The organism is Stenotrophomonas sp. 14P6.2.3 (genome assembly GCF_057799055.1).
Genome location: NZ_JBYOLA010000004.1, coordinates 148,023 through 162,401, shown reverse-complemented (window position 1 = coordinate 162,401; position 14,379 = coordinate 148,023). Strand labels below are relative to the sequence as shown.

The 14,379-nt window shown below is 60.8% G+C and carries 15 protein-coding genes and 2 tRNA genes; 9 read left to right on the top strand and 8 right to left on the bottom strand.

Translation table 11 applies throughout. The annotated features are described in order from the left end of the window. Positions 1 to 475: 475 nt before the first annotated feature. The 3 genes from AC27VL_RS05760 to AC27VL_RS05750 all read right to left on the bottom strand — a co-directional run bounded on the left by AC27VL_RS05760 (position 476) and on the right by AC27VL_RS05750 (position 1,691). Positions 476 to 937 carry a GNAT family N-acetyltransferase gene (locus AC27VL_RS05760; protein ID WP_488765795.1) on the bottom strand — a complete coding sequence of 154 codons (462 nt, stop codon included), beginning with the start codon at positions 935 to 937 and terminating at the stop codon, positions 476 to 478. A 132-nt stretch (positions 938 to 1,069) separates the two neighbouring features. Next, a tRNA-OTHER gene (locus AC27VL_RS05755) sits at positions 1,070 to 1,174 on the bottom strand. Between the two features lie 7 nt (positions 1,175 to 1,181). Further along, the gene (locus tag AC27VL_RS05750) at positions 1,182 to 1,691 is read right to left on the bottom strand and encodes a hypothetical protein (RefSeq protein WP_488765794.1); all 510 of its coding nucleotides are present in this window, start codon (positions 1,689 to 1,691) and stop codon (positions 1,182 to 1,184) included. Positions 1,692 to 3,055: 1,364 nt separating this feature from the next. On the opposite strand from AC27VL_RS05750, the gene AC27VL_RS05745 reads away from it, so the two are divergent. Further along, positions 3,056 to 3,274: a hypothetical protein gene (locus tag AC27VL_RS05745; RefSeq protein ID WP_488765793.1), complete on the top strand. Its 219-nt coding sequence runs from the start codon at positions 3,056 to 3,058 to the stop codon at positions 3,272 to 3,274. A 1,853-nt stretch (positions 3,275 to 5,127) separates the two neighbouring features. On the opposite strand, the gene AC27VL_RS05740 is transcribed toward AC27VL_RS05745, so the two are convergent. The 3 genes from AC27VL_RS05740 to AC27VL_RS05730 form a co-directional block, all read right to left on the bottom strand. After that, positions 5,128 to 5,685, bottom strand: a complete 558-nt coding sequence (locus AC27VL_RS05740; RefSeq protein WP_488765792.1) for a hypothetical protein — start codon at positions 5,683 to 5,685, stop codon at positions 5,128 to 5,130. A gap of 85 nt (positions 5,686 to 5,770) precedes the next feature. After that, complete coding sequence (locus AC27VL_RS05735) at positions 5,771 to 5,947, bottom strand: hypothetical protein (protein ID WP_488765791.1); 177 nt, start codon at positions 5,945 to 5,947, stop codon at positions 5,771 to 5,773. A gap of 323 nt (positions 5,948 to 6,270) precedes the next feature. Further along, positions 6,271 to 6,597 carry a Ref family recombination enhancement nuclease gene (locus AC27VL_RS05730; RefSeq protein ID WP_488765790.1) on the bottom strand — a complete coding sequence of 109 codons (327 nt, stop codon included), beginning with the start codon at positions 6,595 to 6,597 and terminating at the stop codon, positions 6,271 to 6,273. 29 nt (positions 6,598 to 6,626) lie between these two features. On the opposite strand from AC27VL_RS05730, the gene AC27VL_RS05725 reads away from it, so the two are divergent. Next, entirely contained in the window at positions 6,627 to 7,166 is a 540-nt protein-coding gene (locus tag AC27VL_RS05725) for a hypothetical protein (RefSeq protein WP_488765789.1), read from the top strand. Here the strand turns inward: AC27VL_RS05725 and AC27VL_RS05720 are convergent. Continuing rightward, positions 7,157 to 7,735 carry a hypothetical protein gene (locus tag AC27VL_RS05720; protein WP_488765788.1) on the bottom strand — a complete coding sequence of 193 codons (579 nt, stop codon included), beginning with the start codon at positions 7,733 to 7,735 and terminating at the stop codon, positions 7,157 to 7,159. The genes AC27VL_RS05725 and AC27VL_RS05720 overlap by 10 nt on opposite strands. Here AC27VL_RS05720 and AC27VL_RS05715 point away from each other — a divergent pair. After that, positions 7,734 to 8,087 carry a tyrosine-type recombinase/integrase gene (locus AC27VL_RS05715; RefSeq protein WP_488765787.1) on the top strand — a complete coding sequence of 118 codons (354 nt, stop codon included), beginning with the start codon at positions 7,734 to 7,736 and terminating at the stop codon, positions 8,085 to 8,087. The genes AC27VL_RS05720 and AC27VL_RS05715 overlap by 2 nt on opposite strands. Positions 8,088 to 8,180: 93 nt before the next feature. Here the strand turns inward: AC27VL_RS05715 and AC27VL_RS05710 are convergent. Next, positions 8,181 to 8,257: transfer RNA gene (locus AC27VL_RS05710), tRNA-Arg, on the bottom strand. Between the two features lie 109 nt (positions 8,258 to 8,366). Here AC27VL_RS05710 and AC27VL_RS05705 point away from each other — a divergent pair. From AC27VL_RS05705 to AC27VL_RS05680, 6 genes are all read left to right on the top strand, one after another. Then, a complete protein-coding gene (locus AC27VL_RS05705) occupies positions 8,367 to 8,957 on the top strand; it encodes a phosphatase PAP2 family protein (protein ID WP_488765786.1) in 591 nt (196 codons plus the stop codon). Between the two features lie 109 nt (positions 8,958 to 9,066). After that, positions 9,067 to 9,387 carry a hypothetical protein gene (locus AC27VL_RS05700; protein ID WP_488765784.1) on the top strand — a complete coding sequence of 107 codons (321 nt, stop codon included), beginning with the start codon at positions 9,067 to 9,069 and terminating at the stop codon, positions 9,385 to 9,387. Between the two features lie 82 nt (positions 9,388 to 9,469). Then, positions 9,470 to 10,579 (top strand): polysaccharide biosynthesis/export family protein, encoded by a 1,110-nt coding sequence (locus tag AC27VL_RS05695; protein ID WP_488765783.1) that lies wholly within the window; start codon positions 9,470 to 9,472, stop codon positions 10,577 to 10,579. Between the two features lies 1 nt (position 10,580). Beyond that, complete coding sequence (locus AC27VL_RS05690) at positions 10,581 to 11,261, top strand: YjbF family lipoprotein (RefSeq protein ID WP_488765782.1); 681 nt, start codon at positions 10,581 to 10,583, stop codon at positions 11,259 to 11,261. A gap of 2 nt (positions 11,262 to 11,263) precedes the next feature. Then, positions 11,264 to 12,037, top strand: a complete 774-nt coding sequence (locus AC27VL_RS05685) for a capsule biosynthesis GfcC family protein (RefSeq protein ID WP_488765781.1) — start codon at positions 11,264 to 11,266, stop codon at positions 12,035 to 12,037. Further along, positions 12,034 to 14,196, top strand: coding sequence for a YjbH domain-containing protein (locus AC27VL_RS05680; protein ID WP_488765780.1), 2,163 nt, complete (start codon positions 12,034 to 12,036; stop codon positions 14,194 to 14,196). The genes AC27VL_RS05685 and AC27VL_RS05680 overlap by 4 nt, the downstream gene beginning before the upstream one ends. The last annotated feature ends 183 nt before the right edge of the window (positions 14,197 to 14,379 follow it).

Genomic DNA, 14,379 nt, shown 5'->3' with positions numbered 1-14,379 from the left:
CCGCTGCTCAGTGGATAGCCCGGGGGTCTTTCGATTTCCGTCCCGGCCTCACATGCACAGTTGTAGCAACCGCCCCCTCGGCCGTCATGCACGGATCCGGCAGCCCGACCGCCCTTTCCGGCAATTCGTCACGCATTTTCGGAGCCCGGGCGAGATGCCTGGTGGACGCGCGCAACAAAAATGCCGCCGGGCCATGGGCTACCGGCGGCATTGAAGTGGAAGGGGAATCGCGCCGCGCGTGGCGGCCGCCGCGCTGCTACCAGGGCACGAAGAGCAGGATCAGCACGATCACCAGCAGCACTGCAGCGACGGTCAGCAGCACGTTGCGCTGGCGCCAGGAAGGCTTGGGGGTGCCGGGGGTATTCATGGGGGCGCTCCTAGGCAACCGTTGGGGACGCCACCAGACTGCCGAGTCCGGCTGCAGCAGCGCGTGCAGGTGATGTGCACCGCGAGTGCAGAGCCCGGCACCCTCCGCTCAATCGGCGGGACAGGCCATGAACAGCAGCTCCGCCGTAGATTCCTGTTCAATCGCGACGAATCCGAGGTTGCGATACAAGGCCACCGCGGCCACGTTGTCGCGATACACGCGCAGTGTCAGCCGCCGGACGCCTTCCTTCAGCGCCTGCCTGCTCAAGGATTGCATCAGCACACGCCCAAGGCCACGCCCGCGCGCCTGCGGAGAAACAATGATGCGACCGAGATGGGCGGTATCCGCTCCGGTCAGCCAGTACTGGCCGAAGCCAAGGCAGTTGTCCTGCGGGTCCAGCAATACCCAGCCAGGGCGGACTTCCAGTTCCAGGGCGTGGGCCAGGCGATCCGGCGCCAGCGGAAATGCGACGCCGGGCCCTGCCCAACGCTGGGTGGCCGCGGCCGAATCAAGCCAGCTGACGATGGTGGCGTAGTGCAATGACTGCACAGGCTGCAGGTGCTCGGACATGATCATTTGCGAAGGGATGTCACTCCGCACTCTAGCCCAGGGCAGCTACCAGCAAAGAAGGCAGGCCGTGACCCGCCCCGATCCGCGCTGCCACCTGCAAGCCGGAACCATGAGGACTTTCACGATCGACTGTGGTGACCCCGGCCCGATTCGAACGGGCGACCTTCCCCTTAGGAGGGCCCTTCCACCTATCTATCAATCAATAGCTTAGAGGTGGCCGGGGACCGGCTCGGGGCCATTTCGCTCAAACGCCCCGCCGCAGCTGCTGCAGCCCTGCCCTCACCCGCGGTTTCTGCGGATCCCTCGCCCTGGGCTTGGTCGCTGCCGGCGGCTTGCGCGGCTCGAGCGCTTCTTTGACCCGCTCCAGCTCCGTTGTGCCCGCCTCGGCCAGACGCCGAGCCTGCTGCAGCTGCTCTGGGGTGGGTGGCAATCCGGGCATCGGCGGCGGCAGTTCGGTGGGCGTACTGTCCACCAGCCGGGCTACCGCTTCCCGCAGCCTCAGCTCGGGGTAAAGCCTGGCCGCGCACCACCGCTCGGCATAGCGCTTGCCCTGCTGGATGTTGGCCGCACGCACGTCCTTGGTCTGCCACATCTTCTTGACGTCCATGTACACGCGCGCGCCGCCATCCTGAGATGGCGACACATGCGCGACCTGCCGGCCGCTCCACCACAGCAACCAGCCGCCCCCCGTCTGGACCCAACCAGAGGGTGGTGGCGCTGAGCGGAAACCTTGATAGCCGTGCGATAGAAGCATGGCCGGAAGGGTACGGCCGGACGTCTCAACCGCTGCGATTCGCTCAATCGTCAGTCTTAACCGCTCAGACTGGCCTACAGAGCACATCTCGCACTTCGCCATAGGAATCGACCTACAGCCGTATAGGCAATTATCTGATTGCTAGCCACCCGGCGCACTGAGATTGTTCGCGTGCTGTGCAGCACTACCCTACTCATGGAGAGACGGAAGTGAATTCGAAGCGAAACGATCGTAGAACTGCCCGCCCAACGTTGCGTCACCGATTACTGTGCGCATCTCTTCTTCTCATGTCAGCCGGCGTTGCACAAAATGCCTTCGCAGGCCAGTGGGTTCAAACTGGCCGCGTGCTCCTGCTAGATACCGAGGGTATCGCGCCTTACATCGTCTCGTGGACAAACACGTGCCAAGGCGGAGTGGAAGGACCCTCCGGCCTCTACACCTACGGGGATTGGGGTCCAGAGGGTCTTGGCTCGTGCCCCTCTGACGCGAACACGGGCTGGGCGCAAAATATGGGGGGAAGCTTTGGCTACTGCAGACCCGAACCCGAAAATCTTGGCGGGGGCTACTCCTGCACCGAGTACTCGCACACATTCGGCGGCCAAACTTACACGGGAGCAATTCCGGCAACGTGTAACGTGCCTGGGACCTACGCCATCAGCTACATGCGGCGCGCGGAACTCGTTTACTCCGGCAACGGAAACATGCCCAATGACTACTACGACCGAACCAACGAAGTCTCTGCCGAGTTCTACTGCCAGCAGTAGGCTGAAGCAGGACGCCTGACCGATTCAGAACCAACAGTCCCCGCGCAAGCGGGGACAATTGCCTATAGCCCCCGGCAATTTCATATGGCTCCGAGGTCCTTCACGACGGCTTGGTTCTTCTGCAGGAAGCTAGCCAGCAGCCGGCCCCCAGGCACCTGACGTCCCTCCTGATTATTGAGCCAAGCAGCTTGGCTCTTTCCCGCTGCGAGCAAATCAGCTGCGGCGAAGCTGTCCGGCCTACCTGCCAACGGCTCTCCGGGCGAAGCCTAGCCCCCATCCAATGTTTGCACAGTTCTGCGGGAACTGTCGCTCTTGGCATAGGCCGTGGCCCCCATCCGGCCGTTCTTTGGCGACCAGCCCCCAAGCACCAACTCGGTCCCGAGATTCTCCAGCGGAAGACTCGCCTCGGCCACCGCCTTCTCGCAGTTCGGCCAAAGCTGGTCAATCACCAGACCCAGCTCTGCGGAGAGTTGCTCCATCGTGAAGTCGGCGCGGGAACTGGCCTGCCAACTCGTAGATGCGGAGGAAGAACTGGGTAGAGCCGCGCGTGGCCAGCACCAGGTTGTGCTGAGGGATCAGCAACAGCTTTGCACCTGCCGAATGAGCACCCGTGCGGGCATCTTCAGCCAAGGTATCCACCGCGACAACGAGGTGGTACTGACCCACCCCGCACCCGACAACCTAGCCGATGCCTGGCGACAGCTTCTTCCCACCATTGCCGCCAAGCATATGGATGACAGTAGCGCTCTCTTCACCGCAGCCTTTCAGCAGTCTCTAACCGTATTGACCGAGCAAGTGGGCGAAGTCCGTGGCCGCTAAGCAACTCAGGGAAGGGCCGGGGCGGCGCTGCTCAGGCGGCCCACCTTCAAGGGTCCACCTGCGCTTGGCGCTCTATCCGGAAGAGAGTGGCGCCTGTAGGGCTTTTCCTACATTTCTGCGAGGCAAACAACTATCGACCTAGCCGCACAGAGTTGGGAAGGTTGGAAACATGAAATATTCATGAACAGCGACAGGATGTGAATGCTGTGACCTCGCTCTCGCGCTAATGCAAAGGAAAGAAATGAATCAGAGAAGCAGAGTCTTAATTCTCTCTGCGTCGATCATCGTGGTCGGAGCGGGGATGTGGTACGGGTGGACTTCAATGGTAAAAAACCAGAATGAGACCTCACTCTCATTGGATCCACCAAGCCATCATGAGCAAGCCGCTGCGGATCAAGCACCCTCCCGCACCAGCCCTACCGCGGCCTCGGCACCAAGCTCCCCAGCTAACAGAGCAATCCGGGTCCGGCAACTATCTGGAAAGGCCTTCGCGGTAGAAGACTTTGGCCCCATTCCAAGTGGCACTGTCGACAGCGTGATAGCGGAACTTTCCCCACTGGCCCTCGCTGGCGATGCCACGGCTTCTTATGGAGTATTCCTCAAACTCAATCAGTGCACGGACGTAACCAGACGCGCGTCCCGAGGAGCCGATCTAGGTGTAGCTGCCGATGTCGCCAAGGCCTGCTTGGATATCTCGCAAGAGACTGCCGAAAGTTCCAGCAAATGGCTATCCCTTGCGGCAGAGCAAGGGAACATCGGAGCACGTCTGCTTTATTCAGCCGACTCCGAGTCAGCTCTTGGCGGACCCGCTGAACTGCTGCGAGATCCGGATCGCACTAAAGAGTACAAGCAGAAAGCCGCTGGCTATCTGCAAGAGATGGCATCCCAAGGCAACGTAGATGCGCTGCTACAACTTGGGAATGCCTACCACGCTGGGGTGCTTGTCGACGGCGACCCCGTCGCAAGCCGAGCATATTTCGAAGCCGTTCGCCTAGCTGATCCTTCGATAGTCCCAGCTTTGCAAGTAAGCACTTTGGACAAGGCACTGAGCGCACAACAGCTATCAATGGCTCTAAGAAAAGGAAATCAAATATATGATTCGTGCTGCCGATAGATTTTCATTTCGAATTCCTCGAAGGAAAGCGGTATTCATTCTAGTTACTGCCGCTGGACTGGCCCTTGCCGCTAGCACTCTTGCTTTCGAACGCGGCCCATACCTCTGTACTGACTGCGCAGTAGCTTCGCCCGTTCCGGATGCAAGAACGCTAGAGACCCTAAAGCGTTCGCGTGCTCCGATTGACTATGTGCCGCTCTTCGCATGGGCGACGGGAACGACATACCAGATCTGCAACCCAACCCATTGCACTGTCTATCATGAAAATTTCGAAGGCAACTGGGTAGGTGAAGGCCAGACCGTGCGACAAGGCGAGCTTCCCCAGCCCATCGATGAAGGCGATGGTGCAGGCTCCGGAGGCGGGATGGGTGGCGGCGGCGGCTCCGGCGGCGGACCTGGCGGTGGCTTCGGAGGTGATGAGTGCTCAGTCGTTCCTAAAACTGGCAACGCTTGCACCAGCTCAAATGGCATCACCCACTGCCAAACGATCGATAGCAGCTATGTCGATTGCGGATTCGGCTGATCGCTAGTCGAAGAACCTAGCCCTAATCCAGGACGTCCGGGGCTGCACGTTACCGGGCGTTCTTTCGGGCAAAGTCCTGAAAGGCCAGTGCTGACCAAACTCAGGACAGCCATCGACCTAGTAGAAATAGCCGGAATAGCACATGGCCGACATCTGACGCCAAGGCCCGTGTATGAACGGTGATGCAGCCCGACACTTTGCCGGACTGCAAGAGAGTTACAGGAATATGTAGCCCAAGAGCTTCTCGAATTGCGCCAAAGCTTCGCCCTCACAGTTCGAAGACAGGGTATCGAAGTGATCCTTCGTCAACTCAATGTAGCAGCGATATAGAGGCACAGTTCCTGGCAACTGAGTCGATGCCAAATAGCCCTCGAAGTAGCCAAAATAGTTCGGCTGATTCTGCCCTTCACAGCCAGGATCATTCGTGCTGAAGTACTTGTGATCCCAGTTGGTGTCCTTGCTCCACATGTAGCAGACGTACATTGGCCGAGCATCTGCGAAGTAAGTGGTGGACACAAAGCCCAGCGTACCCTCTTTCCTCCACCCCAGGTCCTCCCAGTTGTTCGGCATCTCGTGGTAGGAAAGATGGTTTTTCGTCTTGTTGTTGAAAAGTCGAAAAACCTCTCGGCCGGTAAAACCGCCGGGACGGTCAGACAACGGCGCGGCGAGTACGCTTACCATGGAGCTCTCATCCATCGGCAACGCCGTCGGCTCATTCGCGACGGCACCAGACGCTGCCATGCTCATAGCGAGTAGAACAAACAACTTTTTCATGATTTCCCTTCTATCCATGCGAGCGTCTTGCCCGCACGACTATGCTACATAGATGAGAGGGTCTGATCTGTGACCTATAACCTCATCAGCCGAACCCCAGCGGCACCTCGGTCAGGTCCACGATGAAGATCGTGGCGTTCTGCGGCCCCATCGTTACCCCACCAACGGGGAACGTATTGGTGATCAGGGTCTGCTGCATGACCTGCAGCCGGGAGATGAACACCCGGTTGTCGCTCGTCATGTGGAAGTAGTCGGCCGTCATCGTGCATCGATCCTACGACGCCGAGTTTTAGTAGAACCGTGGTAATGGGATTGCAATGCCGATCTTGACGCCCGGGAAGAACTGCCCGATCTCGATTGGTGGGCCAGCCACCGAAGGCAGAGAAATCACCTGCAGCACGCGGAGCGCCTTGCGTCTTGAGCCATAGAAGACGCCACCGCTTTCGTCTCGCATCCTTAGGCCAACCGGTCCGGCAGCTGCGCGGGTCTCATCACTGAATGCGTAGTACTCAAACACCTTGTTCGGTGCGCCAGCGGACGCAAACACGAAATAGCTTAGGCCAGATTGGACGATCGAAAACCCGGTTACCGTCGAGACCGAATCGTTGATGTAGCGGCACACGTGAAGGTTTGTCGTGCCGGGCCGAACAGCTCTTCGCAGCGGGCGGCCGACATGCCCCCGAAAGACTCGCTGCGATGGGACCATGGGTTAAGGCTGATGGTGAAGTCGTGACCCCGGCGCTTGGCGCCGTACTTTCCGCCGACCGCGGGGTGATGTACCTCGGCGGGAATCGGCATGTCGCCGAGGTCAATGCCATGGCTGTGGGCCACGATGCAGCCGATCTCGGCGATGGCGTCCATCCGCTGCTGCTGAGCAACAGTCGGCTTGCCGGTTGAGCGGCCGCGCTTCATGCTTGCGCCCTCGCATCAAGGAGGCAGATATGCAAGGACTGAAATCGTATTGCTGGCAGCTTGAACCCTTTGGGTGGCCATGCCTGACTCAGTCGGAATGGGCTTCGTGGATTCAGGTGGCTGCCGCGATAGTGGGCATAGCCCTTGCCCTCTATATTCCAGTTCGCATGAAGCGTTTAGACGATCTGGAACGCATGCGATCCGTAGTGGCAAGACTGGCCGTGCTCAAAGCGTTTGGCTCCACCTTGTGTGGCGCTGTCCAATCCAGCGCGAAGATTGAGTCTGTGCCACGGGTGGATGTTGAAACAGCCAGAAGCGCGTGCGATGCGCTGATAAAAGATGTCAACACGGATGCGGTTTTCTTGAAACCATTGGGAGAGGCTATAGAAACGTCTAGAGCAATGCTCCAAATTTGGGAGAGCATCGCATCGGGATTTGTGGAGCCGAGGAGAGAATGGAATGCGGTGCAGAAGCACTATGCTGATCTCTCCAGCGCCCACCAGCAGGCCCATGATCTCCTCGAGAAATGGGGCAGCAAGCATCGGCTGGCGCTCGCTTTTCATGGTTGAAAGATGTTTCGCGCCGCCCTCCCCGGCTGCTGCCGGCCATTGACCATCCGCCAGTAGTCCGCGCGCACGTCGTCCAGCATGACGTGCGCGTAGTGGTCACCGATCCATGCGGTGATGCCCTTGAAGAAGGCAGCGAAGTCCTCCTCCTCCATCGAATCGAATGCCAGGGATTGCGCCACCTTCACTGGAATGGTGCGGATCTCCGGCAGCACCGCCGCCAGCACCTTTCGCGCGCCCGCACCCAGCACCGTCTCTGCGGCACCCAGGAGCGCCTTCACCACCGGGCTCGCGTCCATCTCCACCATCTCGCAGCAGATGCCCGACTCCAGCTGCACCTGCTTCAGCGCGGCGTGCGCGTCCAGTTCGCGGAAGGCCTCGACGTTGTCCACCAGCAGGTGGCCGATGACGTGGGCCAGGCGGTGGAAGGTCGCATTGCGGGAAGCCTTGATTTCCAGCCGGTACTCATGGCCGACGCGGTAGCCGCGGTGCTTCGCCAGCCTGCGATCGATGTCGTTGCTCGGGGCGAACGCGCCGATCTCCTCGCCCGTTGCCGGGTCGACCAGGCGCATGCACGTGGCGCAGATGGGCCGGCTGGCCCGCTTCGTGCGGATCTTTCTCGCTGCTGCGGTCATCGCCGTCATGCGGCACCTGCTTGAGGCAGGTGGGCGGCCAGATCCGCTTGTAGCCGCGCACAAGGACACCGTGAGCGACTGGTTCTCAACCGATGCCAAGGCGGCAGGAATCGGCGTGAGCCTCCACCGGCTGCGGCACACCTTCTGCGCCCACATGGTCATGGCCGGCGTACCGCTTCGCCGGGTGCAGATCCTGGCAGGGCATGCCGACTACGCCACTACAGAGAAGTACTACGCGCATCTGACCCCTGAGGGCGATGACGGAGCCGTGGCGAAGCTAACCTATTGATTTGCCGTTGTGACCACTGTGACCAAAGCATTGAGAAATGCCGAGGAATACAGAAAATCGGCCGCACAGGAATCAGCGTAAGTGCCTGATTTATGGTGACCCCGGCCCGATTCGAACGGGCGACCTTCCCCTTAGGAGGGGGACGCTCTATCCAGCTGAGCTACGGGGCCATCGGCAGCGGCAAAGGATACCGTGTCCAGCTGAATGGACCAAGCGGAGGATGTTCTGCACGGGATTCAGAGTGGATATGCTGGCCCGCCGCGACCCGTTGTGAACTGGATGTCCGACGTCTGGCGAACGCTCTCCACCCTGGGCGACAGCCGCTGGCTGCTGCCGATGGCTTTGGTGCTGCTGTTTACCCTGCCACCCACCGACAGGGCTTTGAAATGCCGGTGGCTGATCGCCATCGTGCTTACTGCGACCGTGACGCTCGCTTCCAAGCTGGCTTTCATGGGTTGGGGGGTGGGCATCAAGAGCCTGCATTTCACCGGTTTTTCAGGACATGCGGCCATGTCCAGCGTTGTCTATCCTGTTGTGGGTGCGATTCTGGCAGGCCCCAACCGCGCCCACCGACGAATCGGCCTGGCGGCGGGATGCGCTCTTGCAGCGGCGATTGCCTGGTCACGAATTCCATTGCATGCCCACAGTTTGTCCGAGATCGTTGCCGGGCTGACGCTGGGGCTGGGCTGCAGCACAGCAGTGTTGTACACCGCCCCGCCCTCTCGTCGTGCCAGCGTGCTGGCCATCGCCGCCGCCGCACTTGTCGGCGTGGTTCTGCCCCTCGCTCTGCCCGACATTCATTCCCACCAAGCAGTGATTGCAGTGGCAAAACTCATCTCCGGAAGAGCGGAGATCGACCCGCATCCGTGAAAACTGCCAACGCAACTACACATTTCCTTCACTTTCCTTGACAGGGCAAATGAATAGCAGCCAACATAGCGGTGGAAAAATTTCCCTCACGGAGTAGGAGACCCCGTAGATGAAGAAGATGATTGCCGCTCTGGCCCTCCTGGGCCTGTCCTCGCCAGTGTTTGCCCAGGAAGTTCCGGCAACGGAAGTCGCCTCTGAAGGCGTCGCCGCGACCGTAGCCGGCACCGAGGCCGCGGGCCTCTCGACCGCCGCGATTGTCGGCACGAGCGTCATCGCAGTTGCTGCTGGCGCCGTGCTGTACAGCGTTGCCGGCGACAGCACCAGCAGCCCGAGCGATCCGGGTGGCAATCCGGGTAACCCGGAAGAGCCGGGTACCGGTGGCACCGGTGGTACGGGTGGTACGGGTGGTACCGGCGGCACTGGTCGCTGATCCAGCCGTTGCCGGCCTCAAGCCCTCGCCGGGCAGTAGCTTGGCGAGGGTTTTTTTATGCGTGTCGAATTTCCTTACTCCAATGACCAAGAAGTTGACCTGTCTCGCGGCTGCCCTTTTGGCAACCGCTACCCTGCCCGGCTGCCTGCTGGCCCCCGGCCAGCACCTGCGTCACAGCGACGTCTCACGCGGCCAACAGAGCGACGACCGCCAGCTCGAGCTGATCACCATCACGCCCAAGCTCATCGCCATGGATCGAGCGACGCAGGGCGAGCAGGTCCTTCCCTCCGAACTGTTCGACTACCAACCGCCGGAGTACACCGTCGGCATCGGTGACATTCTCTACATCACCGTCTGGGATCACCCAGAGCTGACCGTGCCGGCCGGGTCGCAGCAGCAGGGCAACCTGGCAGGCCGCTTGGTGCAGAGCGACGGCTCACTGTTCTATCCCTACATCGGCAAGATACAAGCCAAGGGCAAGACGCCGGTCGTCCTGCGCGAAGAGATAAGCCGGCGCTTGGCCCAGTACATCGAATCACCCCAGGTCGATGTCTCCATTCTTACCTACGGCAGTCAGCGCGTATGGGTCACCGGCGCTGCCGAACGCTCGGCACCGATCGCTTTGGGCACCTCGCCGTTGACCCTGGCTGACGCTATCAGTCAAGGCGGTCTGAACGTCAATCAGGCTGACCTATCCGGCGTGCGCCTCAGCCGCGGTGGCGCTACCTATACGATCAATCTGGAAACACTTGCTACCCAGCATGGCGGTCGTCAGTTGTTCCTGCAGGACGGGGACTCAATCTTCATCCCCTACCTGGATCGCAAGGAAATCTTCGTGGTGGGTGAAGTCAATCTTCCCGGGGCGTACAGTTTCCGCACCGGTGATGTATCGCTGAACCAGGCCCTGGGCCGCGCCCGTGGCCTGACCCAGGAAACGTCCGCGGGCAACGCGGTTTATGTGATCCGCGGCAGCAAGGATCTGGAAACAGCTCCCTCCACGGTTTACCAGTTGGAAGCTCGGTCCCCCACTGCATTCGCGGTGGGCAGCCAGTTCATGCTCCAACCGGGCGATGTGGTCTTCGTCGGTGCGGCCGGCGTCACCCGTTGGAACCGCTTCGTGAACCAACTGCTGCCGTTCACCAACATCCTGTACACCGCCGCCCGCACGGAGAACGAAGTCGGGAACAAGTGACATGACGCGCATGGATGTGCTCTCGGCGCGCGGCAGCATGTGGCGCGCCCTTCACTGGATGATGGCCCTATCCGTTCTGGTGATGATGGCAGGTTGCACCACCGCCAGCCGTGCAACCAGCAACTCCTTCCGCCTGCTGTTCAAGCAGCAGGTGGTGGCCACTCCGGAACAGGTCGGCGCAAACCGCTTTCCACAGGCGCAGTTGAAAGCGCCCGATCTGTCAGCAGTGATGGTGTTGGGTTACGTCGATGAGGGTCGCCAGAGCTGGTATGCCGGAAGCAAGGCAGTGTTCCAACTCGACAGCACTGGGCTGGTAACAGGCGTTTCGAGCCCGGACCGGCAGCTCCAGGCCCGCATCATCGGAGCGTCGCCGTTTGCCCGGTTGCAGGCGCTCAGCGCGAGCACCACCGTCCAGCGGGAGTACGACTGGATTCCCGGCTATCGCATGGGGGTGCAAGCCACGGGCACACTGACCCGCGGTGACATGGAGACGATCAGCATCCTGGGTAAGGAACGATCCCTGGTGCGCTTTGACGAGCGCATCGAAGGCGGCCTACGCGCACACAACATCTACTGGGCAGATCCCGTCACAGGCTTCATCTGGAAGAGCAGGCAGCAACTGGGCCCGTCCTACGCCGTGGAGCTGGTGCAGCTCAAGCCATACCGCCCCGCAAAGGATTGACCATGGCATTGCGACTCTTGCTCCTGCTGGCAACGCTGCTTGCTCCGGGCGCTGCCCTCGCAAGCGGATCTGCCGCGCAGGGCAATCTCGAGGTTGTCGCCGAAGGTGCATTGCAAGCGCCGGGCGGCTACTCAATGACTGCAGGCACCCGCCTGTCCCAGCTTCTCGCAACCACACAGCCCACCAGAAACGCATATCTGCCCGGAATGGCCCTGTATCGGCAGAGTACGCGCCTGCAGCAGGTTCGATTGCGGGCGGGCCTGCAACACGACCTGGACATGTTGGAGCAGCACCAGGATCCGGAGATCGTAGAGGCCGCGACAGCGTTGTCGCGTTGGCTGCAGGATCATCCTGCAACGGGTCGCAGGCCGCTCCCCATCAACGATATGCGCCTGATGCAGGTTCAGATGGACAGCGATCCAATCCTTGAACAGGGAGACGCGCTGCGTGTGCCCCGTCGACCGACGACGATCACCGTACTGGGCGCAGTCGATTCAGCCTGCGAACTCCCCCACCAGTCGCTGCGCGACGTGCATGACTACCTGCGCGACTGCATCGTCACGAGTGCTGCCGACCGCAATGATCTCTATGTCGTACAGCCGGACATGACTGTGCAGAGGATCGGCATCGCGCCATGGAACCGCGCTGGCCCGCAGGCAGTCGCACCCGGCGGCGTCATCTTCGTACCGCTGCGCCAGCATGCCATCGATGCAGTCGACAGCGCCTTCAATGCCGAGTTCGCGGCATTCATCGCTACCCAGGCCCTGCAACCGTGATCCGTTCCACCCACAAGCCCGTCTGTGCTACGCGCCCAGCTGCATTCGCTCTGTCGTTGCTAGCGCTTTCACTGGCGACCGAACTGCATGCGCAACAGGCTCCGCCCCCAACCGCCAGCGAATGGGGTGGCATCGGCTTGCTGCAAACGCCGACCGCACGCATGGCCGAGGACGGAGACATTGCATTCACTGCTTCGCACAACTCGCCCTACAGTCGCTACAACCTGACGCTGCAGCCATTCCCGTGGCTGGAGAGCTCGTTCCGTTACATCAACGTTTCCAACATCCGTTACGGCGCCTCAGACTTCAGCGGGAACCAGAACTACAAGGACAAGTCGATCGACTTCAAGGTCCGTCTTTGGCGCGAAACGCGCTGGACGCCCGACCTGGCATTCGGTGTCCGGGATCTTGGTGGTACGGGCTTCTTCTCAAGCGAATACCTCGTTGCCAACAAGACATTTGGACCGATCGATGCATCGGTGGGCCTTGCGACCGGCTACATCGGCAATCGAGGTGATTTCTCGAACCCATTGGGTGCGGTCGACGACAGGTTCAAGGACCGTCGACCGATTCCGGGGAGTGACATCAATCAGGCGGGCAAGTTTGGCCTCAGCAACATGTTCAAGGGGCCCGTGGGCATCTTCGGCGGCATCACCTACCAGACCCCCTGGGACCCGCTGCTCGTCAAGATCGAATACGACGGCAATGACTACAAGCGCGAGCCGCGCTGGAATCATCTGGAGCAGAGCTCGCCGGTCAACGTCGGCCTGGTCTATGCCCCCAACCGCAACGTGGAGTTGACGGCAGCTTGGGAGCGCGGTGAAGCCGCGATGTTCTCGCTGACGCTGCGGGGCAATCCCGGCCATGCGCCGGCCGCACCAAAACCCTTCGACCCGCCACCGTTCAAACTCGAACGAAGTACCACTGTTACTCAAATTCCGTCGGCCGATACACAATCCGATTGGCAGAAAATTGCTGGACAGCTTGGTGAGAATGCGGGTTTCCGCGTCGACAGCATTTCCCGACGCGGAAGCGAACTGATCATCGAGGGCTACCAGAATCTCCATGCAAGCGCCCCAAAGGGAATGGGGCGCGCAGCGCGCATCCTTGGCAACAGCCTCGACGACAGCTACGACTGGTACACGTTCCGCACGACACGCTTGGGCATGTCCACCGTGGATATGTCGCTCAAGCGCGAGACGTTCGAGGCCTATCTCCTGGGACGCGCAAGCGAGGACGATCTGCGACGCGCCACGGAGATCAGCGCGCCCGCAGATATCCGAACCGACAGCCTCTACAAGGCAACCAATCGCCCTTGGGGAGGTGGTTTCAGCCTTGGCTACCGACAGAACCTCGGCGGCCCCGACGGATTCATCCTCTACCAGATATCCGCGAACGCCAGCGGCAGCGCCTTCCTGCGCCCGAACATCTGGCTGACCGGCGCACTGAGCGCGGACATCATCAACAACTACGACAAGTTCCGATACGATGCGCCCAGCAGGGTACACCGGGTCCGCACGGACATCCGAAAGTATCTGAGCACCTCGGAAGTCACCATGCCCAACCTGCAGTTCAATGTTGCAGGAAGGCTGGGCAAGGATCTTTACGGCATCGCGTATGCCGGCTACCTGGAATGGATGTTTGCCGGCGTCGGTGGCGAACTTCTCTACCGCCCCATGGGCCAGTCATGGGCCGTCGGCGCCAACCTCAATCACGTGCAGCAGCGCGATTTCGATCAGCACTTCGGTCTTCGCGACTACCGAGTAACAACCGGACATGCCTCACTCTACTACTCGTTCGATGCTCGCGAACGGATCGTGGGCTCTCTTTCCGTCGGCCGCTACCTCGCAGGCGACTATGGCGCCACTGTCAATGTCGCGCGCGTGTTTGACAATGGGATGAGCATGGGCGCCTACGTCACCAAGACCGACATGTCGGCCAAGGACTTCGGGGAAGGCAGTTTCGACAAGGGAATCTACTTCAGCATCCCCTTCGACAGCGTCCTGCCCCGCTCCACCCGCGGCAGCGCGACGATCAACTGGGCACCGCTGATCCGTGACGGCGGCGCGATGCTCGGCCGCAAGTACCCGCTCTACAGCATCACAGGGGAGCGCGACGAACGTTCGTTCTACAACAACATCAGGTCGATGTCCGACTGAAGTGCCCCGCACGGCAACTGGTCGCCGAACATTCCGACGACCATTGCCGCCTGGAGAGCAGGATCTGCCGCCGTCTGCACATCGCACAACCACAGGCGACGTTCCGCGGGATTCAGACTTCAGATTCTGCGTGCAGCGGATGCGCCTGCGCCTGCGCGGCAGGTGCGCCGACTATCAGCATCC

Excerpts from the sequence above, each read along its gene's own strand:
- AC27VL_RS05730 (WP_488765790.1), bottom strand. The coding sequence starts at position 6,597 with ATGAAGCGCGGCCGCTCAACCGGCAAGCCGACTGTTGCTCAGCAGCAG.
- AC27VL_RS05735 (WP_488765791.1), bottom strand. The coding sequence starts at position 5,947 with ATGACGGCCGACTACTTCCACATGACGAGCGACAACCGGGTGTTCATC.
- AC27VL_RS05715 (WP_488765787.1), top strand. The coding sequence starts at position 7,734 with ATGCACGTGGCGCAGATGGGCCGGCTGGCCCGCTTCGTGCGGATCTTT.
- AC27VL_RS05705 (WP_488765786.1), top strand. The coding sequence starts at position 8,367 with ATGTCCGACGTCTGGCGAACGCTCTCCACCCTGGGCGACAGCCGCTGG.
- AC27VL_RS05720 (WP_488765788.1), bottom strand. The coding sequence starts at position 7,735 with ATGCGCCTGGTCGACCCGGCAACGGGCGAGGAGATCGGCGCGTTCGCC.
- AC27VL_RS05745 (WP_488765793.1), top strand. The coding sequence starts at position 3,056 with ATGAGCACCCGTGCGGGCATCTTCAGCCAAGGTATCCACCGCGACAAC.
- AC27VL_RS05750 (WP_488765794.1), bottom strand. The coding sequence starts at position 1,691 with ATGCTTCTATCGCACGGCTATCAAGGTTTCCGCTCAGCGCCACCACCC.
- AC27VL_RS05695 (WP_488765783.1), top strand. The coding sequence starts at position 9,470 with ATGACCAAGAAGTTGACCTGTCTCGCGGCTGCCCTTTTGGCAACCGCT.
- AC27VL_RS05685 (WP_488765781.1), top strand. The coding sequence starts at position 11,264 with ATGGCATTGCGACTCTTGCTCCTGCTGGCAACGCTGCTTGCTCCGGGC.
- AC27VL_RS05725 (WP_488765789.1), top strand. The coding sequence starts at position 6,627 with ATGCAAGGACTGAAATCGTATTGCTGGCAGCTTGAACCCTTTGGGTGG.
- AC27VL_RS05760 (WP_488765795.1), bottom strand. The coding sequence starts at position 937 with ATGTCCGAGCACCTGCAGCCTGTGCAGTCATTGCACTACGCCACCATC.
- AC27VL_RS05700 (WP_488765784.1), top strand. The coding sequence starts at position 9,067 with ATGAAGAAGATGATTGCCGCTCTGGCCCTCCTGGGCCTGTCCTCGCCA.
- AC27VL_RS05740 (WP_488765792.1), bottom strand. The coding sequence starts at position 5,685 with ATGAAAAAGTTGTTTGTTCTACTCGCTATGAGCATGGCAGCGTCTGGT.
- AC27VL_RS05690 (WP_488765782.1), top strand. The coding sequence starts at position 10,581 with ATGACGCGCATGGATGTGCTCTCGGCGCGCGGCAGCATGTGGCGCGCC.